Origin of the sequence: Burkholderia sp. Cy-637 (assembly GCF_011753175.1) — a bacterium.
Classification (GTDB): Bacteria; Pseudomonadota; Gammaproteobacteria; order Burkholderiales; family Burkholderiaceae; genus Burkholderia; species Burkholderia gladioli.
Window position 1 is genome coordinate 14,018 of record NZ_VWWC01000018.1, and the last position, 25,200, is coordinate 39,217.

General features: G+C 67.8%; 30 protein-coding genes and 2 tRNA genes. 16 read left to right on the forward strand and 16 right to left on the reverse strand.

Translation table 11 applies throughout. The features are described from left to right. Positions 1–38 precede the first annotated feature (38 nt). The 7 genes from F3J10_RS07985 to F3J10_RS08015 form a co-directional block, all read right to left on the reverse strand. Positions 39–698, reverse strand: coding sequence for an amino acid ABC transporter permease (locus F3J10_RS07985; RefSeq protein ID WP_025101280.1), 660 nt, complete (start codon positions 696–698; stop codon positions 39–41). A 107-nt stretch (positions 699–805) separates the two neighbouring features. Further along, entirely contained in the window at positions 806–1,600 is a 795-nt protein-coding gene (locus tag F3J10_RS07990; protein ID WP_025101279.1) for a cystine ABC transporter substrate-binding protein, read from the reverse strand. 105 nt (positions 1,601–1,705) lie between these two features. Further along, positions 1,706–2,734, reverse strand: a complete 1,029-nt coding sequence (locus F3J10_RS07995; protein ID WP_166913569.1) for a quinone-dependent dihydroorotate dehydrogenase — start codon at positions 2,732–2,734, stop codon at positions 1,706–1,708. Between the two features lie 76 nt (positions 2,735–2,810). Beyond that, the gene (locus F3J10_RS08000; RefSeq protein ID WP_167241842.1) at positions 2,811–3,677 is read right to left on the reverse strand and encodes an arginyltransferase; all 867 of its coding nucleotides are present in this window, start codon (positions 3,675–3,677) and stop codon (positions 2,811–2,813) included. Positions 3,678–4,115: 438 nt separating this feature from the next. Beyond that, entirely contained in the window at positions 4,116–4,859 is a 744-nt protein-coding gene (gene aat, locus F3J10_RS08005; RefSeq protein WP_167241843.1) for a leucyl/phenylalanyl-tRNA--protein transferase, read from the reverse strand. Positions 4,860–4,869: 10 nt separating this feature from the next. Further along, positions 4,870–5,415, reverse strand: coding sequence for an NUDIX hydrolase (locus F3J10_RS08010; RefSeq protein WP_025101275.1), 546 nt, complete (start codon positions 5,413–5,415; stop codon positions 4,870–4,872). A 217-nt stretch (positions 5,416–5,632) separates the two neighbouring features. After that, positions 5,633–5,709 (reverse strand) — tRNA-Met (locus F3J10_RS08015). A gap of 193 nt (positions 5,710–5,902) precedes the next feature. On the opposite strand from F3J10_RS08015, the gene F3J10_RS08020 reads away from it, so the two are divergent. After that, entirely contained in the window at positions 5,903–6,400 is a 498-nt protein-coding gene (locus F3J10_RS08020; protein ID WP_013697835.1) for a heme-degrading domain-containing protein, read from the forward strand. A 6-nt stretch (positions 6,401–6,406) separates the two neighbouring features. Further along, positions 6,407–6,745, forward strand: coding sequence for a multidrug efflux SMR transporter (locus F3J10_RS08025; RefSeq protein ID WP_013697836.1), 339 nt, complete (start codon positions 6,407–6,409; stop codon positions 6,743–6,745). A gap of 146 nt (positions 6,746–6,891) precedes the next feature. Here F3J10_RS08025 and F3J10_RS08030 read toward each other — a convergent pair whose 3' ends face one another. Beyond that, positions 6,892–7,320, reverse strand: a complete 429-nt coding sequence (locus tag F3J10_RS08030) for a hypothetical protein (RefSeq protein ID WP_025101274.1) — start codon at positions 7,318–7,320, stop codon at positions 6,892–6,894. 378 nt (positions 7,321–7,698) lie between these two features. Here F3J10_RS08030 and ssuD point away from each other — a divergent pair, with 378 nt between their 5' ends. The 6 genes from ssuD (at position 7,699) to F3J10_RS08060 (ending at position 11,566) form a co-directional block, all read left to right on the forward strand. Beyond that, the gene (gene ssuD / locus F3J10_RS08035) at positions 7,699–8,856 is read left to right on the forward strand and encodes an FMNH2-dependent alkanesulfonate monooxygenase (RefSeq protein WP_013697838.1); all 1,158 of its coding nucleotides are present in this window, start codon (positions 7,699–7,701) and stop codon (positions 8,854–8,856) included. An 11-nt stretch (positions 8,857–8,867) separates the two neighbouring features. Then, entirely contained in the window at positions 8,868–9,701 is an 834-nt protein-coding gene (gene ssuC / locus F3J10_RS08040; protein ID WP_025101273.1) for an aliphatic sulfonate ABC transporter permease SsuC, read from the forward strand. Further along, positions 9,698–10,663, forward strand: coding sequence for an ATP-binding cassette domain-containing protein (locus tag F3J10_RS08045; protein ID WP_025101272.1), 966 nt, complete (start codon positions 9,698–9,700; stop codon positions 10,661–10,663). Before ssuC ends, F3J10_RS08045 begins: the two co-directional genes overlap by 4 nt. 42 nt (positions 10,664–10,705) lie before the next feature. Next, a complete protein-coding gene (locus tag F3J10_RS08050) occupies positions 10,706–10,921 on the forward strand; it encodes a molybdopterin-binding protein (protein ID WP_013697841.1) in 216 nt (71 codons plus the stop codon). A 154-nt stretch (positions 10,922–11,075) separates the two neighbouring features. Further along, entirely contained in the window at positions 11,076–11,273 is a 198-nt protein-coding gene (locus F3J10_RS08055) for a hypothetical protein (RefSeq protein WP_013697842.1), read from the forward strand. Positions 11,274–11,308: 35 nt separating this feature from the next. Next, entirely contained in the window at positions 11,309–11,566 is a 258-nt protein-coding gene (locus F3J10_RS08060; RefSeq protein WP_013697843.1) for a hypothetical protein, read from the forward strand. 90 nt (positions 11,567–11,656) lie between these two features. Here the strand turns inward: F3J10_RS08060 and F3J10_RS08065 are convergent. The 3 genes from F3J10_RS08065 to F3J10_RS08075 all read right to left on the reverse strand — a co-directional run bounded on the left by F3J10_RS08065 (position 11,657) and on the right by F3J10_RS08075 (position 13,972). Continuing rightward, positions 11,657–11,732: transfer RNA gene (locus F3J10_RS08065), tRNA-His, on the reverse strand. An 81-nt stretch (positions 11,733–11,813) separates the two neighbouring features. After that, complete coding sequence (gene dusA / locus F3J10_RS08070; RefSeq protein WP_167241844.1) at positions 11,814–12,830, reverse strand: tRNA dihydrouridine(20/20a) synthase DusA; 1,017 nt, start codon at positions 12,828–12,830, stop codon at positions 11,814–11,816. Positions 12,831–13,495: 665 nt separating this feature from the next. Next, a complete protein-coding gene (locus F3J10_RS08075) occupies positions 13,496–13,972 on the reverse strand; it encodes a helix-turn-helix domain-containing protein (RefSeq protein WP_013697865.1) in 477 nt (158 codons plus the stop codon). Positions 13,973–14,128: 156 nt separating this feature from the next. Between F3J10_RS08075 and F3J10_RS08080 the strand changes: the two genes are divergently transcribed. The 4 genes from F3J10_RS08080 to F3J10_RS08095 all read left to right on the forward strand — a co-directional run bounded on the left by F3J10_RS08080 (position 14,129) and on the right by F3J10_RS08095 (position 17,386). Beyond that, positions 14,129–14,566, forward strand: a complete 438-nt coding sequence (locus F3J10_RS08080; RefSeq protein WP_025098073.1) for a PaaI family thioesterase — start codon at positions 14,129–14,131, stop codon at positions 14,564–14,566. Between the two features lie 102 nt (positions 14,567–14,668). Beyond that, the gene (locus F3J10_RS08085) at positions 14,669–15,547 is read left to right on the forward strand and encodes a neutral zinc metallopeptidase (RefSeq protein WP_167241845.1); all 879 of its coding nucleotides are present in this window, start codon (positions 14,669–14,671) and stop codon (positions 15,545–15,547) included. A 247-nt stretch (positions 15,548–15,794) separates the two neighbouring features. Next, on the forward strand, positions 15,795–16,856 hold the full coding sequence (locus tag F3J10_RS08090; protein WP_167231398.1) for a permease: 1,062 nt from the start codon (positions 15,795–15,797) through the stop codon (positions 16,854–16,856). Positions 16,857–16,963: 107 nt separating this feature from the next. After that, the gene (locus tag F3J10_RS08095) at positions 16,964–17,386 is read left to right on the forward strand and encodes a hypothetical protein (RefSeq protein WP_025098070.1); all 423 of its coding nucleotides are present in this window, start codon (positions 16,964–16,966) and stop codon (positions 17,384–17,386) included. Between the two features lie 62 nt (positions 17,387–17,448). On the opposite strand, the gene F3J10_RS08100 is transcribed toward F3J10_RS08095, so the two are convergent. Beyond that, positions 17,449–18,285: an ABC transporter permease gene (locus tag F3J10_RS08100; RefSeq protein ID WP_166913920.1), complete on the reverse strand. Its 837-nt coding sequence runs from the start codon at positions 18,283–18,285 to the stop codon at positions 17,449–17,451. A 7-nt stretch (positions 18,286–18,292) separates the two neighbouring features. Beyond that, positions 18,293–19,207 (reverse strand): nodulation factor ABC transporter ATP-binding protein NodI, encoded by a 915-nt coding sequence (gene nodI, locus F3J10_RS08105; RefSeq protein ID WP_025098068.1) that lies wholly within the window; start codon positions 19,205–19,207, stop codon positions 18,293–18,295. Positions 19,208–19,427: 220 nt separating this feature from the next. On the opposite strand from nodI, the gene F3J10_RS08110 reads away from it, so the two are divergent. After that, positions 19,428–19,931 carry a universal stress protein gene (locus F3J10_RS08110; RefSeq protein WP_013697872.1) on the forward strand — a complete coding sequence of 168 codons (504 nt, stop codon included), beginning with the start codon at positions 19,428–19,430 and terminating at the stop codon, positions 19,929–19,931. 120 nt (positions 19,932–20,051) lie between these two features. On the opposite strand, the gene F3J10_RS08115 is transcribed toward F3J10_RS08110, so the two are convergent. From F3J10_RS08115 to lexA, 3 genes are all read right to left on the reverse strand, one after another. After that, positions 20,052–20,708 (reverse strand): DUF2939 domain-containing protein, encoded by a 657-nt coding sequence (locus F3J10_RS08115; RefSeq protein ID WP_167241846.1) that lies wholly within the window; start codon positions 20,706–20,708, stop codon positions 20,052–20,054. 38 nt (positions 20,709–20,746) lie between these two features. Continuing rightward, positions 20,747–21,082, reverse strand: coding sequence for a hypothetical protein (locus tag F3J10_RS08120; protein WP_025098066.1), 336 nt, complete (start codon positions 21,080–21,082; stop codon positions 20,747–20,749). A gap of 129 nt (positions 21,083–21,211) precedes the next feature. Further along, entirely contained in the window at positions 21,212–21,856 is a 645-nt protein-coding gene (gene lexA / locus F3J10_RS08125; RefSeq protein WP_013697875.1) for a transcriptional repressor LexA, read from the reverse strand. A 270-nt stretch (positions 21,857–22,126) separates the two neighbouring features. Between lexA and F3J10_RS08130 the strand changes: the two genes are divergently transcribed. The 3 genes from F3J10_RS08130 (at position 22,127) to cysW (ending at position 25,194) form a co-directional block, all read left to right on the forward strand. After that, positions 22,127–23,161 (forward strand): sulfate ABC transporter substrate-binding protein, encoded by a 1,035-nt coding sequence (locus F3J10_RS08130; protein ID WP_013697876.1) that lies wholly within the window; start codon positions 22,127–22,129, stop codon positions 23,159–23,161. Between the two features lie 219 nt (positions 23,162–23,380). Continuing rightward, on the forward strand, positions 23,381–24,277 hold the full coding sequence (cysT, locus tag F3J10_RS08135) for a sulfate ABC transporter permease subunit CysT (RefSeq protein ID WP_166913928.1): 897 nt from the start codon (positions 23,381–23,383) through the stop codon (positions 24,275–24,277). Further along, entirely contained in the window at positions 24,274–25,194 is a 921-nt protein-coding gene (cysW, locus tag F3J10_RS08140) for a sulfate ABC transporter permease subunit CysW (RefSeq protein WP_166913930.1), read from the forward strand. Before cysT ends, cysW begins: the two co-directional genes overlap by 4 nt. Positions 25,195–25,200: the final 6 nt, after the last annotated feature.

The following is a 25,200-nucleotide window of genomic DNA, read 5'->3' on the forward strand; positions in this document are numbered from 1 at the left end:
AGCGAAGGGGCGAGCGAGCCAGGCTCGCTCGCGCGACTTCAGTGGCGAGTCGGCAGGGCGAGCCGGCGTTCCCACCAGCGCTGCACCCATTCGAGCACTTGGCAGAGCACCCAGTAGACGGCAGCCGCGGCCAGGTAGAGCGGCAGCGGCTGGTAGGTCGAGGCGATGATTTCCTGGGCGCTGCGCAGCAGCTCGGTGACGGTGATCACCGATACCAGCGAGGTGTCCTTGATCAGGCTGATCAGGCTGTTCGACAGGCTCGGCACGGCAATGCGCAGCGCCTGCGGGCCGATCACGTAGCGCAGCGTCTGCCCCCAGGACAGGCCCAGGCTGTACGAGGCGAGCCACTGGCCGCTCTCGATGCCGAGGATCGCGCCGCGCATGCTTTCGGACATGTAGGCCGCGACGTTGGCCGACAGCGCGATCACGCCGGCCGGCGTCGGATCGAGCGAGATGCCCAGGCTCGGCAGGCCGTAGTAGATCACGAAGATCTGCACCAGCAGTGGCGTGCCGCGCATCAGGCTCACGTAGATGCGCGCGATCGCGTTCAGCACGCGGTTGCGGGCGATGCCCATCAGCGCCAGCACCACGGCGAGGACGAGGCCGAACACCATCGACAGGACGGCGAACTTGACGGTCAGGACCGCGCCCTGCGCAAGCACGGGCAGCGAATCGACGAGCAGGGATGGGATCGACATGTGGGGCGGTTGGGGCGGGCGCGAAAAGCGCAATAATAAACCGAGCGGAAACAAAACGAAGGGCGGCATCGTTACCGATGCCGCCCTTCGTCGTCACGCGTGCCGCTTTACTTGAGCGGCTTCGAGACGTCGATGCCGAACCACTTGTCCGAGATCTTCGTGAAGGTGCCGTCGGCCTCGAGCTGGGTCATCGCGTCGTCGATCGCCTTGGCGAACTTCGGATTGCCCTTCTTGAACGGGATCGCCGAAGGCTGGCCGGCTTCCAGCGTCGCGCCGGTGCGCAGCGGCAGCTGCGAGTTCTTCAGCAGGTAGGCCAGCATCAGGCGGTCGTTGAGTGCCGCGTCCAGGCGGCCGGCGGCCAGGTCGCGCAGGTACTCGGGCGCGCCCGGGTAGGTCTTGACGTCGATGCCGGGCACCGACTTGGCCATGTCCATGTAGTTGGTGCCGAGGCCGACGCCGAGCTTCTTGCCCTTCAGCTCGTCGAGCGACTTGAAGTTGCGCGTGTCGTCCTTGCGCTGGATCAGCTGCGCGGCCGAGTAGGTATAGGCCGGGGAGAAGTCCAGCACTTCCTTGCGCTTGTCGGTCACGCCCACCTGGTTCACGATCACGTCGAACTTGCCCGCCTGCAGGCCGGCGATGATGCCGCTCCATTCGGTGGTGACGAATTCCGGCTTGAGGCCGAGCTTGGCGGCCACGGCCTTGGCGATGTCGACGTCGTAGCCGACCAGCTCGCCCGACGGCGCCTTCGAGTTGAACGGCGGGAAGGTGCCCTCCAGGCCGATGCGCAGCGTGCCGCGCTGCTTGGCCTCGTCGAGCAGGTCGGCCGCGTGGGAGGTGGCGGCGACGAACGAGGCGCCGATCAGGGCGGCGGTCAGGAGCTTCTTCAGCGACACAATCTTCATTCTTTACCCTGTAATGCCCGCAGCAGGCGTTGACGACAGGCAGGCATCATAGCGATGAGGCAATCGATGTCTAACTATCGTTTGTCTATTTCTATATAACCGGTTTCAGCCGCGCGCGATCGCCTTCACGCAATCGGCCACCAGCGGCGGACCGCGATAGATGAAGCCCGTGTAGAGCTGCACCAGGGCGGCACCGGCGGCGAGTTTCGCACGCGCGTCCTCGCCCGAAAAGATGCCGCCAACCCCAATGATCGGCACCGCCGCGCCGAGTTCGGCGTGCAGCTTGCGGATCACCTCGTTGGAGGCCTCGAACACCGGGCGGCCCGACAGGCCGCCGGTTTCCTCGGCATGCGGCAGGCCCTGCACGGCGCTGCGCGAGAGCGTGGTGTTGGTGGCGATCACCGCCTCGATCCGGTGGCGCAGCAGCAGCGCGGCGATTTCCTTGACCTGCTCGTCGTCGAGATCGGGGGCGATCTTCAGCGCGAGCGGCACCAGCTTGCCGTGCAGGTCGGCCAGGCGCGCCTGCTTGTCCTTGAGCGCGGCGAGCAGCGCGTCGAGCTCGTCGGTGCCTTGCAACTGGCGCAGGTTCTTGGTGTTCGGCGAGGAGATGTTGATCGTCACGTAGCTCGCGAACGGGTAGACGCGCTCGAGGCAGTAGAGATAGTCCTCGGCCGCGCGCTCGATCGGCGTGTCGGCGTTCTTGCCGATGTTCAGGCCCAGCACGCCGCGATAGCGGGCCGCCTGTACGTTCTTCACGAACTGGTCGACACCGTGGTTGTTGAAGCCCATCCGGTTGATCACCGCGTTCGCCTCGGGCAGGCGGAAGATGCGCGGGCGCGGATTGCCCGGCTGCGCGCGCGGCGTGACCGTGCCGACCTCGATGAAGCCGAAGCCGAGCGCGGCCAGGCCGTCGATGCAGGCGCCGTCCTTGTCGAGTCCCGCCGCGAGCCCGACCGGGTTGCGGAACGTGAGGCCCATCACGGTGCGCGGCACCTCCGGCACGCTGGGCGCGAGCAGGCTTGCGAGGCCGGTGCGGCCGGCGGCGCCGAGCATGCGCAGCGTCAGGTGGTGGGCATCTTCGGCGTCCATCTTGAACAGGGACGCGCGGGCGAGCGGATAAAGGGAGCTGAACACGACGAGGGGGCCGGGGCCGGAAATGGATAACCCGGCATTTTAACCGAACGCGACCGGCGTTCGGCCAGCCCGTGCCTCAGCGCTGGCCGCCGATGCCGCCGATGCCACCGGGTAAGGGCGCGCGGGCCAGCGCCGCGTCGACGGGGGGCAGGTTCACGGTGGCCGGGTCGAGCGGCCGCCAGCGTCCGTCGACCAGGCCCTCGAGCGGGCGGAAGTTCGCCTTGTAGGCCATCTTCTGGCTCTCGCGGATCCAGTAGCCGAGATAGACGTAGGGCAGGCGCAGGCTGCGTGCCTGCTCGATCTGCCAGAGGATGTTGTAGGTGCCGTAGCTGCGGCGCGGGTCTTCCGGCTCGAAGAAGGTGTAGACCGAGGACAGGCCGTCGCCGAGGATGTCGATCATGCTGATCATGCGCAGCGTGCCGGGCGCGTCGACTGGCTGGCCGTCGCGGTCCGCCGTCTCGGCTGGGCTCGCGTCGCGGAATTCGACCAGCCGTGAATTGATCCGGCTCTGCAGCAGGAACTGCTCGTACTGGTCGCGACTGTCGCGATCCATGCCGCCGCCCGCGTGCCGCGCCGACTGGTAGCGCATGTAGAGCGCGTAGTGCTCCTCGTCGTAGTGCAGCGGCGAGACGGTCGCCACCAGGCCGCGATGCCGGCTCCACATCTTGCGCTGGGTGCGGTTCGGCTCGAAGGCGTCGACCGGCACGCGCACCGGGATGCAGGCTCGGCAGCCGTCGCAGTAGGGGCGATAGGTGAACACGCCCGAGCGGCGAAAGCCGGCCTTGACGAGTTCGGTGTAGATGTCGGAATTGATCAGGTGGCTGGGCGTGGCGACCTGCGAGCGGGCCACGCGGCCATCGAGATAACTGCAGGGGTAGGGCGCCGTTGCATAGAACTGCAGGGCCGAAAGCGGTGAAAGCGGCAACTCGGTGGGATGAGTCATGGGCAGCTCTCGAGGCGGAGGTTCGCGTCAGCGGGCCCGGCGCAGATCGCCGGACCGCAGTGCGTGCCGAGCCGGACCCGAACGGATCCCGCAGGCGGGCCCGGCGTGGCGGCTCACCACGCGCGAGGCGCGTGCGGCAGCCGACGCGGGACGCGGCGCGAACGGGGGACGAATCGTCAGGGTGGGCATCGGATGTCTTGTCGGATGGTGCCGGCCTCGGCGAGCGCCGGCCGGTCGGATGACGACAAAGGTAACATGAAAAATACCGCCGTGAGGAGGGGGCGGCGCGGGCTTCGGCGGCATCGTCGCGAGCAGGCTTGCCGCGCGTTGCGGGCCGCGCCCGGCGCCTGTTGCGCGGTAGTGTGAAGGCGCGAGGCGGGAACGTGAATGGATTGGGGCGGCGGCCGAACTCGCGCCTCGCGCGTTGCGCGCGGCGGGTCAGTCCTGGGCGGCGGAGCCGGTCAGTCGCGCGAGCACCTGCTTGTCGAAGCGCCAGGGGATCGGCGCGCGGCCGACGTTGTCTCGCACATGCGCGACGAACTCGCGGCGATCGATCTCGCGGCCGCCGAGCGAAGCCAGGTGCGCGGTGTTCTGCTGGCAGTCGATCATCGTCACCTGGTGCGCGAGCAGGTGCGCGACCAGGCCGGCGAGCGCGATCTTCGAGGCGTCGCTGGCCTTCGCGAACATCGACTCGCCGAAGAACATGGTGCCGAAGGCTACGCCATAGAGCCCGCCGACGCGCTCGCCGTCGAGCCAGGTCTCGATGCTGTGGGCGTGCCCGTCGCGATGCAGCGCGCTGTAGGCGGCGACGATCTCGTCGGTGATCCAGGTGCCGCGCTGGCCTTCGCGCGGTGCCTGCGCGCAGGCACGCATCACGGCGGGAAAATCGTGGTCGACGCGGATCTCCCAGCGCGTGTCGCGCAGCACGCGGCGCAGCGTCTTGCGAAACGTGACGGAGACGCGGAACTCGGCCGGCGCCAGGACCATGCGCGGATCGGGGCTCCACCACAGCACGGGCTGGCCGTCGGAATACCAGGGGAAGATGCCGCGATGATAGGCCTCGGCCACGCGCTCGGGCCGCAGCTCGGCGCTCGCGGCGAGCAGGCCCGGTGCGCCGCTGGCGGGGCCGAGCGCCTGTTCGACGCTCGGGAAGGGATCGTCGGCCGCGAGCCAGGGGACCATGCGGCGCCCGTCAGCCGTTGCGCAGCGAGCGGAAGATGTCGCCGGTGTGAACGCCGAAGCTGCCGGCGGCGCGGTCGGCGAAGAACAGGCGCAGGGTCTGGCTGACGGTCGGGAAGGCGATGTCGTCCCAGGGAATCTCGGCCTCGTCGAACAGGCGCACCTCCAGGCTTTCCTCGCCGGCCTCGTACTCGGGGCCGGTCAGGCGCGCCAGGTAGAACAGATGGACCTGGTGCACGTGCGGAACGTTCAGCAGCGTGAACAGGTTCTGCACCTCGACGTGCGCGCCCGCTTCCTCGAGCGTCTCGCGCGCGGCGGCCTCGGAGGTCGTCTCCCCCATCTCCATGAAGCCCGCCGGCAGCGTCCAGTAGCCGTGGCGCGGCTCGATCGCGCGCCGGCACAGCAGCACCTGATCGCCCCACACCGGCACCGTGCCGACCACGTTGCGCGGATTCTGGTAGTGGATCGTGCCGCATTGGTCGCAGACGAAGCGTTCGCGGTTGTCGCCGGAAGGGATGCGCGAGATGACTTCGTGGCCGCAGACTGAGCAGAATTTCATAGGGATGGGGAGCGAAAAGGTGATGCGAGTGTATCACCGGGCGGGGGCATTCTCGAACGCTCGGAATGCGCCGCGAAGCATGTCGGCGCGATGTCTTCGAGGCGATTCGTGCCGGTCGGTCGCTGCGGCGGATGAACCGCCGAGGATAGCGGAAGGGACGCCGAAAAAGAAAATGGGCCACCAGCCTCAAGTGCCGTGACCCATCATCTGTCCAACTTGGTTGCGGGGGTAGGATTTGAACCTACGACCTTCGGGTTATGAGCCCGACGAGCTGCCAGACTGCTCCACCCCGCGTCCGTCAGAAGAATTAAATTATATGGGCTTCTCGAAGTTCGTGCAAGCGTTTTATCTGTCCCCGTCATCTCGCCGTTGGCGAGGGGCGCTGGGCTAGAATCTCCCGGAGGTTTCCGATCCTTCCCATCACGTGGCAGGGCAGCGTGCGCCGATGCGCGCAGCTCACGATGCCTGCCCATCTCGACGCCTGCTTATGGACTTCGCACACGATCTGCAATCGATCCTGGTTCAGGAACACACCCTGGTCTTTCCCCGATTCGACACGGCCCGCGCCTGGACGCTCGGCACGCGTCTGCGCGAGATGGCGGTGGCGCGCGGCCACGCTGTGGCCATCGAGATCGCCGGCTTCGGCCTGCCGCTGTTCTTCGCGGCGCTCGAGGGCGCCACGCCCGACAACGTCGCCTGGGTCGCGCGCAAGCGCAACACGGTCGCGCACTTCCGGCGCAGCTCCTACGCGATCGGCCTGCGCATGAAGCAGGCCGGCACCACGCTGGCCGAGAAGCACGGCCTGCCCGATACCGAATACGCCTCGCATGGCGGCGCGTTTCCGCTGACGGTGGCGGGCGCCGGCGTGATCGGCACGATCACCGTCTCGGGGCTGCCGCAGCGCGCCGATCACGAGTTGGTGGTCGAGGCCTTGTGCGCCGAGCTCGGCCATGACTATGCCGCGCTCGCGCTGGCCGGGGAGTAATCGATCATGAAGCTGCCCGCCTATGCCTGGCTCGCCATCGCGATCGTCGCCGAGGTGATCGGCACCTCCGCCTTGCGCGCTTCCGAAGGGTTCACCCGCCTGCTGCCGACCGTGATCGTGATCGCCGGTTACGGCGTCGCGTTCTACGGGCTGTCGCTCACGCTCAAGAGCATGCCGGTCGGCATCGTCTACGCGATCTGGTCCGGCGCCGGCATCGTGCTGATCACGCTGGTGGCGATCGTGCTGTATCGCCAGGTACCCGACCTGCCGGCCGTGATCGGCCTCGCGTTGATCATCGCCGGCGTGGTGGTGCTGAACCTGTTCTCGAAGATGCAGGCGCACTGATCGGGAGGTTTCGGCGTTCCTGGGCCGTCGATACGCATCCGCTGCGTGATCGAGCCGTGTAGCCAGGAGAGAGCGGGGAGAGCGCAGGGCGGCGCGGCCGGCATGATCATCCGGTGCCGCGCTTGGTCGAGCGAGCGGCGTGCCGCTCAGTCCTCGTAATCGTCGTCGGACATGAAGGCGCGCATGAACACCAGCGCCCCCCAGCCCCAGATCGCATTGGCCGCGAAGCCCACCGCCAGCGGCGAGAGCATGTTGCCGGCCGGCCAGATGCCGCGCAGCGGATCGATCGCGAACACGCGCGCCGCGGTCGGCACGATGCCGCCGAACACCAGCGCCTGGATCCACGGCGCGCGCCGCTCGGGCGCGACGCGCAGCAGCCAGGCCATCAGGATCGCCCAGCACGCGCTGATCAGCGCGTTGACGATGAACTCCGGCATGCCGAACGGCAGGAACGGCTCGACCGAGAAGCCGGCCGTCTCGATCAGCCCGGCCGCGTGCAGCAGGGCGAGCGTCGCTTCGCGGAAGAACAGGGCGGCGAGGAAGCCGGACAGGAACGGCAGGATGACTTTCTGCATCGGAGCGAGCTAGGGCGCGCGCGGCGCCGGGCCGGGTGCGTGGGTTGGTCGGATTCGGGTTCGCCATTATAGAGGGGCGAGTCGGGGTCCGACCGCCCGCGCGCCGCGATATTCGCTGCAGCAGCGCGCAAATCACGAAAGCGGAAAACCTAAGCTCAAAAAAATCGTTCCTAAACGATGCCCCCCTCCCTAGACTGATTTCCCAGAGACGGTAAAGCCCGTCTTCCCGTGCACGGCGAGCTCGGCCGCCGCGCGCTTCGATCCGGTTTCGATCCGGCGAGACCCATTCCCGGCAGACGATCCTGTTCGGTGCCCAATTGGCGCCGAGGGCCTCGCTTTGCCCGAATTTTTGCAAGAACAGTCAGGCAGGAGCAGCAGATGAATGTGTTCTGGTTTATTCCGACGCACGGCGACAGCCGCTACCTCGGTACCTCCGAAGGCGCGCGCGCGGCCGATTACGATTACTTCAGGCAGGTCGCCGTGGCGGCCGACACGCTCGGCTACGAAGGCGTGCTGCTGCCGACCGGCCGTTCCTGCGAGGACGCGTGGGTGGTCGCCTCGAGCCTGATCCCGGCCACCAAGCGCCTGAAGTTCCTGGTCGCGGTGCGGCCCGGGCTGTCCTCGCCGGGGCTGTCGGCGCGCATGGCCTCGACCTTCGACCGGCTCTCGGAAGGGCGCCTGCTGATCAACGTGGTGACCGGCGGCGATACCGCCGAGCTCGAGGGTGACGGCGTGTTCGTCGACCACGATACGCGCTACCAGATCACCGACGAATTCCTGCATATCTGGCGCGAGCTGCTGGCGAAATCGCACCAGGACGGCACGGTCGATTTCGACGGCAGGCACCTGCAGTCGAAGGGCGGCAAGCTGCTCTATCCGCCGGTCCAGGACCCGCATCCGCCGCTGTGGTTCGGCGGCTCGTCGCCTGCGGCGCACCAGATCGCGGCCGACCATATCGATACCTACCTGACCTGGGGCGAGCCGCCCGAGGCGGTGGCGAAGAAGATCGCCGACATTCGGGCGCGTGCCGAGGCGCGCGGCCGCAAGATCAAGTTCGGGATTCGCCTGCACGTGATCGTGCGCGAGACCGAGGAAGAGGCCTGGGCCGATGCCGACAAGCTGATCAGCCGCCTCGACGACGCCACCATCGCGCGGGCTCAACAGGCCTTCGCGAAGATGGATTCGGAAGGGCAGCGCCGGATGGCCGCGCTGCACGGCGGCAAGCGCGGTTCGCGCCAGGACCTGGAGGTCTATCCGAACCTGTGGGCCGGCGTCGGCCTGGTGCGCGGCGGCGCCGGCACGGCCCTGGTCGGCAGCGCCGAGCAGGTGGCCGAGCGCATGCGCGAGTACGAGGCGCTCGGCATCGAGACCTTCATCCTGTCGGGCTACCCGCATCTCGAGGAGTCTTATCGTTTTGCCGAGCTGGTGTTCCCGCTGATCAAGGGCGAGAGCGCCACGCGCCGCAGCGGGCCGTTGTCGGGGCCGTTCGGTGAGGTGGTCGGCAATCATTACGCGCCCAAGGCGAGCCAGAGCTGAGGGAGGCGCGCATGGCAACTCCTGCACTGCAGACTCAGGCCCGGTCCCGCTCGATCGGCCGCGGCGTGGCACGACGCGGCTGGCGCGCGATCGCCCCCTGGCTGGTACCGATCGGCCTGATCGTGGCCTGGGAACTGGCCGCGCGTACCGGCGCACTGTCCACCCGCGTGCTGCCCGAGCCGCTCGCGGTGGTGCGCGCGGCCTGGTCGCTGATCGAATCGGGCGACATGTGGGCCAACGTCAAGGTCAGCACCTGGCGCGCGCTGGTCGGCTTCGCGATCGGCGGCGGCGTGGGCCTGGTGCTCGGCCTCGCCACCGGGCTGTCGAAGGCCGCCGAGGTCGCGCTCGATTCGACCATCCAGATGATCCGCAACATCCCCGCGCTGGCGATGATCCCGCTGGTGATCCTGTGGTTCGGCATCGACGAGAAGGCCAAGCTGTTCCTGGTCTCGCTCGGCGTGTTCTTCCCGATCTACATCAACACCTACCACGGGATCCGCTCGGTGGACGCGAACCTGATCGAGATGGCCAAGAGCTACGGCGTGAAGGGCTTCGCGCTCTACCGCGACGTGATCCTGCCCGGCGCGCTGCCGTCGATCCTGGTCGGCGTGCGTTTCGCGCTCGGCCTGATGTGGGTGATGCTGATCGTGGCCGAGACCATCTCGGCGCAATCGGGCATCGGCTACATGACGATGAACGCGCGCGAATTCCTGCAAACCGATGTGGTGGTGGTCGGCATCCTGCTGTACGCGATCCTCGGCAAGCTCGCCGACGTGCTCGCCAAGTGGCTCGAACGCGCGACGCTGCGCTGGCACCCCGCGTATCAACCGGGAGCCAAGTCATGAATGCGAGCACCCTGAACCCCGGCCACGGCCCGATCGCCGGCGCCGATCTCGATACCGAACTCGCCCAGTCGCGCCTCCGCGACGGCGACCGCCAGGCGGCGGCCGTGCTCGAGCACGATGCCGGCGCGCACGTGGTGCCGCTCGCGCGGCGCCGCGAGGCGGCGGCGGGCGCGAGCGCGCGCAGCGCCGACCATTCGATCGAGCTGCGCCAGGTCGGCAAGCGCTATGGCGAGCGTGCGGTATTGAGCGACTTCAACCTGTCGATCGAGCGCGGCAGCTTCGTCGCCATCGTCGGGCGCAGCGGCTGCGGCAAGTCCACGCTGTTGCGCCTGATCGCCGAACTCGAGAAGCCGAGCGACGGGGCGCTGGTGAAGCGCAGCGAGACCGGCCAGGCGCTCGACACGCGGATCATGTTCCAGGACGCGCGCCTGCTGCCCTGGAAGACCGTGCTGCAGAACGTGATGCTCGGCCTCGGCCGCCGTTCGCGCGAGGACGCGCGCGCCGTGCTCGACGAGGTGGGCCTGCTCGAACGCGCCAACGACTGGCCGGCGCAGTTGTCGGGCGGCCAGCGCCAGCGCGTGGCGCTGGCGCGCGCGCTGGTGCATCGCCCGCAACTGCTGCTGCTTGACGAGCCACTCGGCGCGCTCGACGCGCTCACCCGCATCGAGATGCATGCGCTGATCGAGCGTCTCTGGCGCGAGCATCGCTTCACCGCGCTGCTGGTCACGCATGACGTGCAGGAAGCCGTCGCGCTCGGCGACCGGATCCTGCTGATCGAGTCGGGAAAGATCGCGCTCGACCAGCCGGTGCCGCTCGAACGACCGCGCGCGCGGGCCTCGGCGGCCTTCGCCGCGCTCGAGGATCGCGTGCTGCGACGCGTGCTCGAGGGCGGCCCCGTGGTCGACGCGCCCGATGCCTTCGAGGCGCCGGCCCCCGCAACCCGTATCCGCTGGGCGGTCTGACGCTGCCCGGCCCCGTTTCACCGAACCTATCGGAGCCAATCAATGAGCATCATCGCCATCAACGTACGCAACCAGTTCAAGGGCAAGGTCAAGGAAATCATCCGTGGGCCGGTGGTATCCGAGGTCGACGTCGACACGCCCTTCGGCATCGTCACCTCGGTGATCACCACGCGCTCGGTGGACGAGCTCGAACTGAAGGTCGGCGCCGAAGTGGTCGCGCTGGTGAAGTCGACCGAGGTGTCGATCGCGCGTCTCTGAGGCCGTGCGCGGGCGGCCAGCCCGCTGCCGGCGAGGGGCTGTCATGCGAAGAAGGGACGGGGCGCGCGCTTTGCGGCCCCGTTTTTCGTTTTATCAGTCGCGGTGCTTCATATTGAGGTGCTAGGATGAAATCTCCTTCACGGCGGAGATTTCGATGCTGCCCTCACTCAGTCCTGACGCGATCGACGCGTTGAAATGGATCGACCGGTTCGGCGCCGCGCGGCCCGTGCCGATCGAATATGTCCCCGTGATCGATGCGCTGCTCAACGACGGCTATGTGTACCAGGGCCGTCATGGGCATGCCGAACTGACCGACGACGGCCTGGCCGTGCTGTCGGAATCATCGGAATGACCGGTTTTCGATCGAGGAGGCTCGGGAGAATGAAGATGGATATCACAGGGCGAGACCTCGGCGGCTATGTCGAGGCGTACAAGGGCTACCGGCTGGAAGTGAAGACCGAGCAGGTCTGGGTCGGCGAGAAGGCCCATTACCGCGTGCTGCTCGGCGAGGCCGAGGTGATCGGTTGGCGGCTGGTGCATGTCGACGGCGTCTGGCTCAGCGAGCGCAGCGTGGTCGACCAGGTGCTGGCGCTGGCGCGCGGGGCGGTGGATCGGGAGTTGTCGGGCGGGGCGCAGGCGGCCTGAACCAGCCTAAGCCCGGCGTGAGCTGAAAACAAAAACGGCGCCAATCTTTCGATTGGCGCCGCCTTCAACTAGACCCACTTCTGAATTCTTTGGGGTGGCTGATGGGACTCGAACCCACGACGACAGGAATCACAATCCTGGACTCTACCAACTGAGCTACAGCCACCACTGTTTCGTTGCCGTTGTTTTGTTTCAGCAGCGAAGAACAAGATTATATGGACAGGTTTTCGCCTTGTCTAGTCCCTTTTTAAAAATTTTCTGCCGGGACGGCTTCGACGCTGGTTTCGACCGGCGCGCTCAGGTGCGCGCGTGCCTCGGCGAAGATCGCCGCAACGTCGCCGCGCGCCAGGCGCTTGCTGTCCGACAGCACCCGGCGCCAGCCGCGCGCGCCATGCACGCCGCGGTAGAGGCCGAGCGCGTGGCGCACGATCGCGCCCAGGTAGTTGCCGCGCGCGACTTCGTCGATGCAATAGGCGATCAGCCGATCCTCGATTTCCTCGCGCGTCGGCGCCGGGCCGGCGGCGCCGTAGAAGCGCGCGTCGACCTCGGCCAGCACGAAGGGGTTGTGATAGGCCTCGCGGCCCAGCATCACGCCGTCGACGTGCTGCAGGTGCGTCTCGACTTCGTCCAGCGTGGTGATGCCCCCATTGATGAGGATTTCGAGATCGGGGAAATCCTGCTTGAGGCGGTAGGCATAGTCGTACTTGAGCGGCGGGATCTCGCGGTTTTCCTTCGGCGAGAGCCCCTTCAGGATCGCGTTGCGTGCGTGGACGATGAACACCTCGCAGCCTGCTTCGGCGACCGTGCCGACGAAATCGCGCACGAACCCGTAATCCTCGACCGCGTCGACGCCGATCCGGTGCTTGACCGTCACCGGGATCGACACGGCGTCGCGCATCGCCTTCACGCAATCAGCCACCAGCGCCGGTTCGTTCATCAGGCAGGCGCCGAACGCGCCGCGCTGCACGCGCTCGGAAGGGCAGCCGCAGTTGAGGTTGATCTCGTCGTAGCCCCAGTTCTCGCCGAGCCGAGCCGATTTCGCCAGGTCCTCGGGTTCGCTGCCGCCCAATTGCAGGGCGACCGGCGCTTCCTCGGGCGTGAACGCGAGATGGCGCGCGACGTCGCCGTGGAGCAGGGCGCCGGTCGTCACCATTTCGGTATAGAGCCAGGTATGGCGCGAAATCGACCGATGCAGCGACCGGCAGTGGCGGTCGGTCCAGTCCATCATCGGTGCAACCGACAGGCGCCGAGGTGTAGCTTTCATTGAATCTTCCTGCTTTCCAACTGAATCCAGTCGAGTGAATCGGGGCGGTGCGCGGCCGTGCATTGCCTTGCCGCCGGACGGGGTTTCGCGACGGCTTACGGCGCAATGAGGCGCGAAGGCGACATTATAAGACGACGGGAAAATGACGTCCCGAGCCGTTTCCGGCTAGTCGCGATACGCTCGGATGCCTCGATGGCTCGACTCGAAACAGCCACATCCCCCCGAACCCCTGCACGCCCAAGCGAACTTCCGCACCTCGAAATTGATTTCCCGCAAATTCTCACGGAATAGGGCAAAGGATTTTGCGCGGCCTGCCGCTATCCTTCATCACGTAGCTGACTTGCCTCGGCTGCTTTGAGTTTGGCCCGCTTCGTCAAAACCGAAGCGGGCTTTTTTATGCGCGTCGTCAGGGTCGCCAGCGTCGTCTCGTGCGCCTGCCGGCGCCCGAAATGGTGAAAGCCCCGAACCGCGAAGCGGCCGGGGCTTTCTTTGCGATCGATCCTTTGGCACGAGGAGACGACGCTCAGACAGTATAGGTGACGTGCCAACGGCACTTTGCGTTTCGATTGTGCATATTTGTATCGATTGTTAATTCCTCGGATTTAATCCCGGCGCGGCGCCTGCCTAGCCAGCAGGGCAGCCCGATCGCCCGCGCTCAATGCCGCTCAATGCGTTTCGCCGACCGGCGTCAACTGCAGGCCCGGGCCCGGCAAGGGCTCGATTTCGCGCGGATCGAGCGGTTCCCCGCATTCCGAGCAGACCATCACCGGCTTGACCAGATGGCCGCAACTGCGGTGCCGCAGCAGGACCGGCGGCCCCGCGCCTTCGTCCTTCCAGCGATCGCCCCAGGCGGTCAGCGCCAGCAGCACCGGATACAGGTCGCGCCCCTTCTCGGAGAGCTTGTATTCATAGCGCGGCGGGCGTTCCTGGTAGCGCAGCTTGACGAAGATGCCCTCGTCGACGAGCCGCGCCAGCCGCTCGGCCAGCACATGCCTGGTGACGCCGAGCTGAGCCTGGAAGGCATCGAAGCGCCGCACGCCGAAGAAGGCGTTGCGCAGCACCAGCATGGTCCAGCGATCGCCCAGCACGGCCAGCGTGCGTGCCACCGAGCACGGAATCTCGCCCACCTCGTCCCATTTCATACCTGCTCCGATCGACTGCAAAAGTGAGTTCGATTATAGAACGGACACTCGAACCGGCAATCCCCGCGTTGACACTGCCAAACCTGCAAAGAATAATGCGTTCTGTTTTGGAACTAACTACGGCATTGTTCCCGCCGGACCACGAGGAGAAACGCCATGAAACCGCTCGATTTTTCCGGTATCGACTTGCTGCGCGCCGCCCAGGCCGGGAACGTGCCCGCGCCGTCGATCACCGAGACGATGCCGATGCAGATCGATTCGGTCGAACTCGGTTATGTCCGGATGACCGCACGCGCCGACGAGCGGCACCTGAATCCGCTGGGCGGCGTGCATGGCGGTTTCGCCGCCACGGTGCTCGATTCGGTGACGGGTTGCGCGGTGCATTCGATGCTCGACCAGGGCGTGGGTTACGGCACGGTCGACCTGCACGTGAAGATGCTGCGCCCGGTGCCGCGCGACGTCGAGCTGATCGCGGAGGGGCGCGTCACGCATCTGTCGCGCACGCTCGGCGTGGCCGAAGGCACGATCAAGACCCCCGACGACAAGATCATCGCGCAGGGCTCGGCGACCTGCTTCATCCGGCGTCCCGACTGAGCCGGCGGGCATCACGGGCGCCTCGCTCGACTTCCGCTTGGCTATACTTCGGGCATCTCGCGGCGCGTCCCGGCAGCCGCGGCCTTGATGAGCGGAGCGACGATGCGTCTCGATGACGAAGCCGAAAGCCGGAATGTCGAGGACCGCCGCGGCGGCTTCGGCGGATCGGGGCGGGGCGCGACGATCGGCATCGGCACGATCGTGGTCGCGCTGGCCGCTTCCTACCTGTTCGGCATCGATCCGCGCGTCGTGCTGCAGGGCGCGGCAATGCTGCAGGGCCAGCAGGCGGGTCAGGCGCCGGCGCCTTCCGCCAACCCGCAATCGAATGCCCGGCGCGACGACCCACGCGCCGTCTTCACCCGCAAGGTGCTCGGCAACATCGAACGCACCTGGTCGGGCATATTCCCGAGTCAGCTCCATCGCGACTATTCCCCGCCCACGCTGGTGATGTTCGAGCACGCCACCTCGACCGCCTGCGGCACCGGCCAGACCGCGATGGGGCCGTTCTACTGCCCGGCGGATCGCAAGGTCTATATCGATCTCGGTTTTTACGACGAACTGCGCCAGAAATTCGGCGCGGGAGGCGATTTCGCGCAGGCCTACGTGATCGCGCACGAGGTCGGCCACCATGTCCAGAAGCTGCTCGGCATCTCGGATCGCGTCGACGCGGCGCGCCAGCGGCTGACCGAGGCACAGGCGAACCGGCTGTCGGTGCGGCTCGAGCTGCAGGCCGACTGTTTCGCCGGCGTGTGGGCCTACAACGCGCAACAGGCCAACCGGCAACTGATCGAGCCGGGCGAATTCGAGCAGGGCCTGAAGACGGCCGCCGCGATCGGCGACGACACGCTGCAGCGCCGCAGCCAGGGTTATGTGGTGCCCGATGCCTTCACGCACGGCACCAGCGAGCAGCGCGTGGCCTGGCTGCGCCGCGGCATGCAGCGCGGCGACGTGCGCGACTGCGATACCTTCGCCTCGCGCTGAGCCGCCGGGACGGCTGCCCTGGCTGGGCGGCCGGCGCCGCGGACCCCGTCGACGCATCGCGATCGACATCGATCGCGTCGCAACGTCGCCGGATGCGTGCCGCATGCGATAATCCGCGTTTCGCCGCGCATCCGGTGCAATCGGTGGCCGGCATCGCCGGGCGCCTGGGCATCACCGCGCGCCGGGCCCCGGCAGGGCGGGCCGAGCGAGCCCGCCATCGACAACGAATCCGCACGCCGCGACGTACATGAACACGAACCGCTCCACCACCACCTCCCCGGCGCTTGGCTGGGTGACGTTCGCGCTGATCGCGATCGTCGGGCTCTTTTACGTGAAGTGGTCGCCGTATTACCACCGCGCCTTCGTCGCGGCCGAGCATCATTCGATCGGGCAATCGATCCTGATGGGCAGCGCCGCCAGCGCTCCCTCGCCCTCGTGGCAGGCCGCGCTCGACTACGCCTGGGCCTACGGCAAGGCGATCTGGCAGGCGATGGTGCTGGGCCTGCTGCTCGGCTCGGCGATCCAGGCGCTGCTGCCGGCCCGCGCGATCGCGCGCCTGCTGGGCCGCACCGGCTTCGGCAGCGTGCTGGCGGGCGGCCTGCTGTCCCTGCCGGGCATGATGTGCACCTGCTGCGCGGCGCCGGTGGTGGCCGGCCTGCGGGCGCGCCAGGCCTCGCCGGGCGGCGCGGTGGCGTTCTGGCTCGGCAACACGGTGCTGAACCCGGCCACGCTGGTGTTCATGGGTTTCGTGCTCGGCTGGCAATGGACGGCGCTGCGGATCGTGTTCGGCGTGGTGATGGTGTTCGGCATCGGCTACCTGCTGAACCGCCTGGCTGCCGGCGACGCGCGGCCGGTCGACGAGGCCACGCTGGCGCGGCTGGCCGCCGGGCAGCAGGCGGAGGGCAATGCCTTCGTCCGCTGGATCAAGCTGCTGGCGCGCATGACGCTGCGCCTGATCCCCGAGTACATCGTGCTGGTGCTGCTGCTCGGCGCGGCGCGCGCCTGGCTGTTCCCGCACGTGGGCGCCGACGTCGGCAATGCGGTGCTGTGGATCGTCGCCTTCGCGCTGGCCGGGATGCTGTTCGTGATCCCGACCGCCGGCGAGGTGCCGATCGTGCAGGCGATGCTGGCGCTCGGCGTGGGCGTCGGCCCGGCCGCGGCGCTGCTGATGACCTTGCCGCCCGTCAGCGTGCCCTCGCTGGCGATGCTGTGGCGCTCGTTCCCGGCACGCACGTTGCTGCTGGTCGCGGCGCTGGTGGTCGCCTTCGGCATCGCGGGCGGATTCGCGGCCGTGGCGCTGGGTTTCTGACCGACCGGCAGGTGACGAGGGCGGTTTGCGCCATCCAGCATGAACACGAAGATTCGACCGCCGTCGCGAGTTCGCGGCGGCATTCCCCGAAGCAATCAGGATTACGCATGAAGCAACAGAAGATTCACCCGAAACTCGAACAGGCATTGACGCGGGGCGACCTCGCGATCCGCCAGGCCAATTCCGCGCGCGCGACGGCCGTCTTGAACGCGCTCGGCAAGATGATCATCGAGGCTTCCTCGACGATCGGCGTCGAGGCCAGCATCGACATCCCGCAGGGCGAGCGCATCTATGACCCGGCCAATGGCCTGTGGCCGCAGCGGATGCGCGTCTCGTTCGACGGTCCCGTCGAGGACGCGGACGAGGAGGAGCTGCGCTCGGTGTATCTGATGGCCGACGATCCGGGCACCATGTTCCGCGTCGAATGGCATCGCGCCGACGGCAAGCTCGGCCGTCACGAAGGCGGCCCGATCGCCACCGTGGCCTTCCTGACCGACGTCGAGATGCCCTGGGGCGACGACGACGCCTGAGCGCCGTTGCCGGTGCCCGGCGCCGGCCGCCATGCCGCCGCGCCTGGCGGCGGGCAGGGCGTTCAGCGCATCATGCGCCGCCGGAACAGCCAGGCGGAAACCACGAAGCCGCCCAGCGCATAGGCGGCCAGCACGCCCGCATGCAGGGCGACGTCCTCGGCGGGCCGCCCCAGCATCGCGGGGCGGATCAGGTCGACGGCATTGGCCAGCGGCAGCGCATGCGCGGCATGCCGGGCCAGCGAGGGCAGCTGCGAGACCGGGAAGAACACGCCCGAGAGCAGCAGCATCGGCGTGAGCGCCAGCGTCTGGTAGAACATGAAGAAGTCGTAGGACGGCGCGATCGCCGTCACCACCATCGCGATGCTCGCGAACGCGAGCCCCGCGAGCGCGATCACGGGCAGCGCCGCCAGCAGCGACGGAAACGCGGCGTAACCGAGCACGCTCGCCACCAGCATGATCGCGGTGCCCGACAGCATCGCCTTGCTGGCGGCCCAGACGATCTCGCCGAGCACGATGTCGCCGAGCGCGAGCGGCGTATGCATGATCGCTTCCCAGGTGCGCTGCACGTGCATGCGCGAAAATCCCGAATACATCGCCTCGAAACTGGCCGACATCATCACGCTCGAGCCAACCGTGCCGGCCGCCAGGAAGGCGATGTAGGACACGCCGTCGACATGGCCGACCATCAGGCCGAGCCCCAGCCCCAGCCCGAACAGATAGATCATCGGATCGGCGAGATTGCCGATCATCGAGGCGAAGGCCAGCTTTTTCCAGACCAGGTAGTTGCGGCGCCAGACGGCCATCCAGTTGACGGCGTTGGCGGGCAGGGCGATCGCGAAGCGCGAGCCCGGTTGCGGGTTCGCGTGGGTGCCGGTGGCGGCGTGGTGGCGGGTATCCATCGATCGTTCAGTCCTGCATGTCGCGGCCGGTGAGCCGCAGGAACACATCCTCGAGATTGGCGGGCCGGTGCAGATAGCGCAGCCCGGCGCGGCCGCGCAGGGCCTGGATCAACGGCGCCGGATCGTCGGCATAGCAGAACAGCGTCTCGCCGCTGATCTCGGCGCGCGAGGCGAGCGGCGCCAGCTCCGCGCGCAAGGCTTGCGGATCGGGGCCGTAGATTTCCACCACGTCGCAGCCGATCTCGCTTTCGATCAGCGCCGGCGGCGCGCCCTCGGCGATCTTGCGCCCGGCCTCGATCACGCAGAGCCGGTCGCATAGCCGCTCGGCCTCCTCCATGAAATGGGTAGTCAGCAGGATGGTCTTGCCGCGCGCGAGCAGCGAGCGCAGGCGCTCCCACATCAGGTGCCGCGCCTGCGGATCGAGCCCGGTGGTCGGTTCGTCGAGCACCAGCACGTCGGGATCGTTGACCAGCGCGCGCGCCAGCGTGAGCCGGCGCTTCATGCCGCCCGACAGCTCGCCGACCTTCGCGTCGGCCTTGCTCTCGAGCTTGGCGAATTCGAGCAGCGAGGGCACCAGCGCGCGCGCCTCGCGCGCCGATTGCCCGAAATAACGGCTGAACACCAGCAGGTTCTCGCGCACGCTGAAATCGGGATCGAGATTGTCGAACTGCGGCACCACGCCGACGCGCTGCCGCGCGTGCCGAGCACGCGACGGCACCGGCTCGCCGCACAGTCGGATCGTGCCCGCGTCGGGCCAGGTGATGCCGAGCAGCATGCGCAGCGTGGTGGTCTTGCCGGCGCCGTTCGGCCCGAGCAGGCCGAAGCACTCGCCGCGCTGCACGTTGAACGACAGGCCGTCGACGACGAGCTTGTCGCCGAAATGTTTTTTGACCTGCTGGAATTCGATCGGGGCGACGGACATGGGCAGGGCGGCGTAAGAGTCGACACGAAGCGGCCATTCTAGTGCATCGAGTCCCGATTTCGGCTCCTGGGCGGCGCCCGAATCGTGCAAGCCTGCACCGCGATGCGGCATCGACGTGCCGTCGATACGGAAATCGCCTGTGGGTGTTTTCCATCCCTTGCATCCTGAATTGCGGCGCACGATGATGAATCAACGACCCGACGTCGCGATGGAGGCGATCATGGCCAGTTACCAGAAAATCCTGCTGTGCTACGACGGCACGCTCGAGGGCCGCAAGGCCCTGCGCTGCGGCGCGGATCTCGCGCTCGAGCTGAAGGCCGAGACACACCTGCTGTCGGTGGTCGACATGCGCTCGACCATCGCGCAAAGCGCGGGCCTGCTGACCGACGTCGCCTGCGGCCGCTTCGAGGAGACGGCGCGCGAGATCCTGCAGGAAGGGGTGGACTGGCTGACCGAGCGCGGCGTGCAGGCGCAAGGCCATTTCGCCTTCGGTTATCCGATCGAGGAGATCGCGAACCTCGCGAAGGCCTTGAATGTCGACCTGGTGGTGGTCGGCCACCGCTGCCGCAGCGGCCTGTCGCGCTGGTGGATGGGCGCGGGCAATACGCAACTGCTCGACCGCGTGTCCTGCAGCATCCTGGTGGCCTGCTCCTCGTCGGACGAGCAGCGCGAGGAGCGTGCCAAGGAGCGCGAAGCGGCTCTCGCCGGCAGCGGCGCTGCATAGTCAGGGTATCGGTGGACGGGCGGCCGGTGCCGCCCGGAACGGCGCCATGCCGGTTGAGGCAACCGGCATGAACGCCATGATTCACTTCCTCGTCTCGTCGCGCCCGCTGGCGCGACATGCTCAGCGATGCAGATCGATCGCGCTGAGCTTCCATCCGAACAGCCCGCTGCGCCGGAAGATCGCCGCGTAGCGCGCGCCATCGACATTCTTCCGATACACGACGACGAATTCGTCGATCCCGTTATAGGCCGCGCTCGCCTGCGGCGCCGCGGGCTTGCCCGCGTTGCTACCGCTGGTGGGGGCCGGTGCTGGCGGGCTCGGCGCGGCCGGCGGCGCGCTGCCCTGGCCGGCAGGCGCGGCGGCCGTGGGCGCGGGCTGGTCGAGCGAGGGCGGATGCTCGCCCGGATCGGCCTTGGGCGGCAGGCCGCTGAGCAGCGCGGCCACGCCTTCGGGCGTCGCATAGGCATCGACCAGCGGCCCGATCAGCGCCGAGCCGATCATCGCGCCCAGCATCGCCAGCGGATTATTGTGCCGCTGCAGGTCGATGCGCCGCATCAACTCCTCGGTCAACTGCTGCTTGAGGCTCACGCGCAGGGCCGGATAGTCGACATGGCGGCTGATCGCCTCGGCGTCGCGCGTGTCGACGGCCTGTTTCAGCTCGCGCAGCGCGAGATAGGGCGAGGCATAGGCATAAACGATCGTCGCCAGCACCAGCAGCGCGAGGGCGACGACGAGGAGCGGCTTGAACCGGCCGCCGCGGGAGGGGGAGAGGGGCACCAGGCCTCCATGGGATACGGACTCTAGCTAGAGACGTATCAGACGGCCGAACGTTCCTCGGCGATGCAGCGATCGATCATGCGGCACACCGCATCGATCGTGCCCACCATGATCAGGCGCGACGGCCCGTGGTAGACGCGCACCGGCGCGCGCCGTGCCGGTTCCGCATGATGCAGCCCCGCGTTGAGCGAGACGCGCGCGAAGGCCGGCAGGGCCGAGGGCAGCAGCGAGGCCTGCTCCGCCACCGCGGCGGCCGGCGCCGACGCGACGGCGTCGGGCGCGGCGCTGCCGAGCGGGGCGCAGGGCATGCGCCCCCGCAGGTGACGCAGGCGGCCGAATTGACGGAAGGGCAGCAGGCGGGCGAGGCGTTCCATGGCGTTCTCCAGGTCGAGCGGAGGAAACAAGGCAAAGCACAGGACGATGCGCAACACAACGCGCAGGCAATACTCGGCCAGTGCGCACGCGGCGCACCAGCAGGACGGATGGCGCCGCAGCGCCCGGGATCAGAATTCGCCGGAGCGGATCAGGCCGACGGCGATGCCTTCCAGCGCGAACTCGGCGCTGCCGGCCTTCACGAAGATGTTTTCGTAATCGGGGTTCTCGGCGATCAGTTCGATGCCGGAGGAATGACGCTTGAGGCGCTTGACGGTGACGTCGTCGCCGAGCCGGGCGACGATGATCTGGCCGTCCTTGGCCTCGCTGCGCTTCTGCACGGCGAGCAGGTCGCCGTCGAGGATGCCGGCGTCGCGCATCGACAGCCCGCGCACCTTCAAGAGGTAATCGGGCTTGCTGGAGAACAGCGCGGGATCGCAGGTGTAGTTCTGGGAGATGTGCTCTTGCGCGAGGATCGGGCTACCTGCCGCGACGCGGCCGACCAGCGGCAGCGAGAGCTGCATCAGCGCCGCGTGCGGCAGCGTGAGCTGGTGCGGGGCGTCGTCGCCGAGCAGGCGGATGCCGCGCGAGGCGCCGGCGGCCAGCTCGATCACGCCCTTGCGGGCCAGCGCCCGCAGGTGTTCCTCGGCCGCGTTCGGCGAGCTGAAGCCCAGCTCGGCCGCGATTTCCGCGCGGGTGGGCGGGAAGCCCGAGCGCTCGATCGCGCGACGAATCAAGTCGAACACTTGCTGCTGGCGTGCGGTGAGTTTGGTCATGGTCAACTGTATGGATAGACAGTGATCTGTATTTTTATACAGTGGTTCGGGAATTTCAAGCGTTACTTGAAGTTCGTCGCTATGACGTCGGTTCCGACGCGATCGAGCGACGTCGGAACGGCGGTTTCGATGCCTCAACCGTCCGCCGGGCGGTCTTTACCACTTTTGCTTCTTAAAAAATGAAGAACGATTATTTTTAATGATGAAAGCCGTTCGCTAGACTGGCCCGACATTGCTAATAACGACCCACGAACCTTTGGAGATCATCGGATGGTCAAGCGCAACACGGGGCTGGCTGGCGGCGTCCGCCGCCTGGTCGCAACACTGGCATTCGGCGCGGTGGCGCTGGGCGCCGCCACGCACGCACTGGCGGACACCACGCTGCTGAACGTCTCCTACGATCCGACCCGCGAGCTGTACCAGGACGTCAACCAGGCCTTCGGCAAGGAATGGAAGGCCAAGACCGGCGAGACCGTCAACTTCAAGCAGTCGCACGGCGGCTCGGGCGCGCAGGCGCGCTCGGTGCTCGACGGGCTGCAGGCCGACGTGGTCACGCTGGCGCTGGCCTGGGACATCGACGCGCTGGCCAACAAGGGCCTGGTCGCCAAGGACTGGCAGAAGCGCCTGCCCGACAACGCCTCGCCCTATACCTCGACCATCGTGTTCCTGGTGCGCAAGGGCAATCCGAAGGGCATCAAGGACTGGGACGACCTGATCAAGCCGGGCGTGTCGATCGTCACGCCGAACCCGAAGACCTCGGGCGGCGCGCGCTGGAACTACCTGGCGGCCTGGGCCTATGCGCTGCACAAGCCGGGCGGCAACGAGCAGAGCGCCAAGGATTTCGTCTCCAAGCTCTACAAGAACGCCGGCGTGCTCGATTCGGGCGCGCGCGGCGCGACCACCAGCTTCGTGCAGCGTGACATCGGCGACGTGCTGATCGCCTGGGAGAACGAGGCCTTCCTGTCGCTGAAGGAATTCGGCCCGGACAAGTTCCAGATCGTGGTGCCCTCGGTCAGCATCCTGGCCGAGCCGCCGGTGGCGGTGGTCGACAAGGTGGTGGACAAGAAGGGCGACCGCAAGCTGGCCGAGGCCTACCTGAACTTCCTCTACAGCAAGGAAGGCCAGGAGATCGCCGCGCGCAACTACTACCGCCCGCGCTCGAAGGACGTGCCGGCCGAGCTGACCAAGCAGTTCCCGAAGCTCAAGCTCTACACGGTGGACGACACCTTCGGCGGCTGGACCAACGCGCAGAAGACGCACTTCGCCGACGGCGGTGTGTTCGATTCGATCTACAAGCCGCAGTAAGCGCTGCGCACGTGGCTTGAGCGGTGGGGCGGCGCGTCCGTGAACGGGTGAGCCGCTCCACCGCGGAAAAGGCAAAGACGCAAAGGCAGGACGGCAGTACCGAGGCCGCGCGGCCCGCAACCGGCACGCGCGGCCCGACATAACGACGATCGAACGCGCGGCCGGCCGGATCCTTCCGGCGGCCGCGCATCCCATGTCAACCAAGGAAGCGCATTTCGCATGACGACGTACACCTTCCGCAAGCCGAGCGCGCTGCCCGGCTTCGGCGTGACGCTCGGCATCACGGTGGCCTATCTGAGCCTCGTGGTGCTGATCCCGCTCGCCTCCACCTTCCTGAAGACCGCGACGCTGAGCTGGGACCAGTTCGTGGCCGCCACCACCTCGGCGCGCGTGCTGGCCTCCTACCGGCTGACCTTCCTGTCCGCGCTCGGCGGCGCCGTGATCAACGCCGTGTTCGGCTTCCTGGTCGCATGGGTGCTGGTGCGCTACCGGTTTCCGCTCAAGCGCCTGGTCGACGCGATCGTCGACCTGCCGTTCGCGCTGCCGACCTCGGTGGCCGGCATCTCGCTGGCCGCCGTCTACGCGCAGAACGGCTGGGTCGGCCAGTACCTCGCGCCGCTCGGCATCAAGGTGGCGTTCACGCCGCTGGGCGTGCTGGTGGCGCTGACCTTCATCGGCCTGCCCTTCGTGGTGCGCACGGTGCAGCCCGTGCTCGAGGATTTCGAGCGCGAGCAGGAGGAGGCCGCGGCCTGCCTGGGCGCCTCGCGCTGGCTGACGTTCCGCCGCGTGGTGCTGCCGGCCGTGCTGCCGGCGCTGCTGACCGGCTTCGCGCTGGCCTTCGCGCGCGCGCTGGGCGAATACGGCTCGGTGATCTTCATCGCCGGCAACGTGCCGATGAAGTCCGAGATCACCTCGCTGCTGATCATCACCAAGCTCGAGCAGTACGACTACGCGGGCGCCACCGCGCTGGCGGTGGTGATGCTGGTGGTGTCCTTCCTGATGCTGCTGCTGATCAACACCCTGCAGTGGCTGCTGCAGCGCCGCACCAGCCGCGGCGCGAGCGGCCCGGCGCCGGCCGTTGCCGCCGCGGGTGCCGTGACCGGAGGTGCGCAATGAGCCGCGAATCGAGCAGTTCCGCGCTGCCGGCCGCCGCCGCGCCGCGCGCCAGGGCCGCGCGCCGCCAGGATCCGGTGGCCGAATCGCGCCTCACGCGCTGGGTGCTGACCGGTATCGCGCTGCTGTTCCTGGCCGGCTTCCTGGTGGTGCCGCTCGCGGCCGTGTTCGCGCAGGCGCTGGCCAAGGGCATCGGCTTCTATTTCGAGTCGCTGGCCGATCCGGACGCCTGGTCGGCGATCCTGCTGACCGTCACGGTGGCCGCCATCGCGGTGCCGCTGAACCTGGTGTTCGGGGTCTGCGCGTCCTGGGCGATCGCCAAGTTCGAGTTCCGCGGCAAGGCGCTCCTGACCACCCTGATCGACCTGCCGTTCTCGGTCTCGCCGGTGATCTCGGGCCTGGTCTACGTGCTGCTGTTCGGCGCGCAGGGCTGGCTCGGCCCCTGGCTGGAAGCGCACGACGTGCAGATCATCTTCGCCGTGCCCGGCATCGTGCTGGCGACCATCTTCGTGACCTTCCCGTTCGTCGCGCGCGAGCTGATCCCGCTGATGCAGGCGCAGGGCAACGACGAGGAGGAGGCCGCGCGGGTGCTGGGCGCCTCGGGCTGGCAGATCTTCCGCCGCGTGACCCTGCCCAACGTGCGCTGGGGCCTGCTGTACGGCGTGATCCTCTGCAATGCGCGCGCGATGGGCGAGTTCGGCGCGGTGTCGGTGGTCTCCGGCCATATCCGCGGCCAGACCGACACCATGCCGCTGCACGTCGAGATTCTCTACAACGAATACAACTTTTCGGCCGCCTTCGCGGTGGCATCGGTGCTGGCCCTGCTCGCGCTGGTGACGCTCGCGCTGAAGCTGCTCGCCGAACGCCGGATGTCGGCCGAACTCGCGGACGCGCGCGCCAGCGCCGCCTCGCATTCCTGAAGAGGC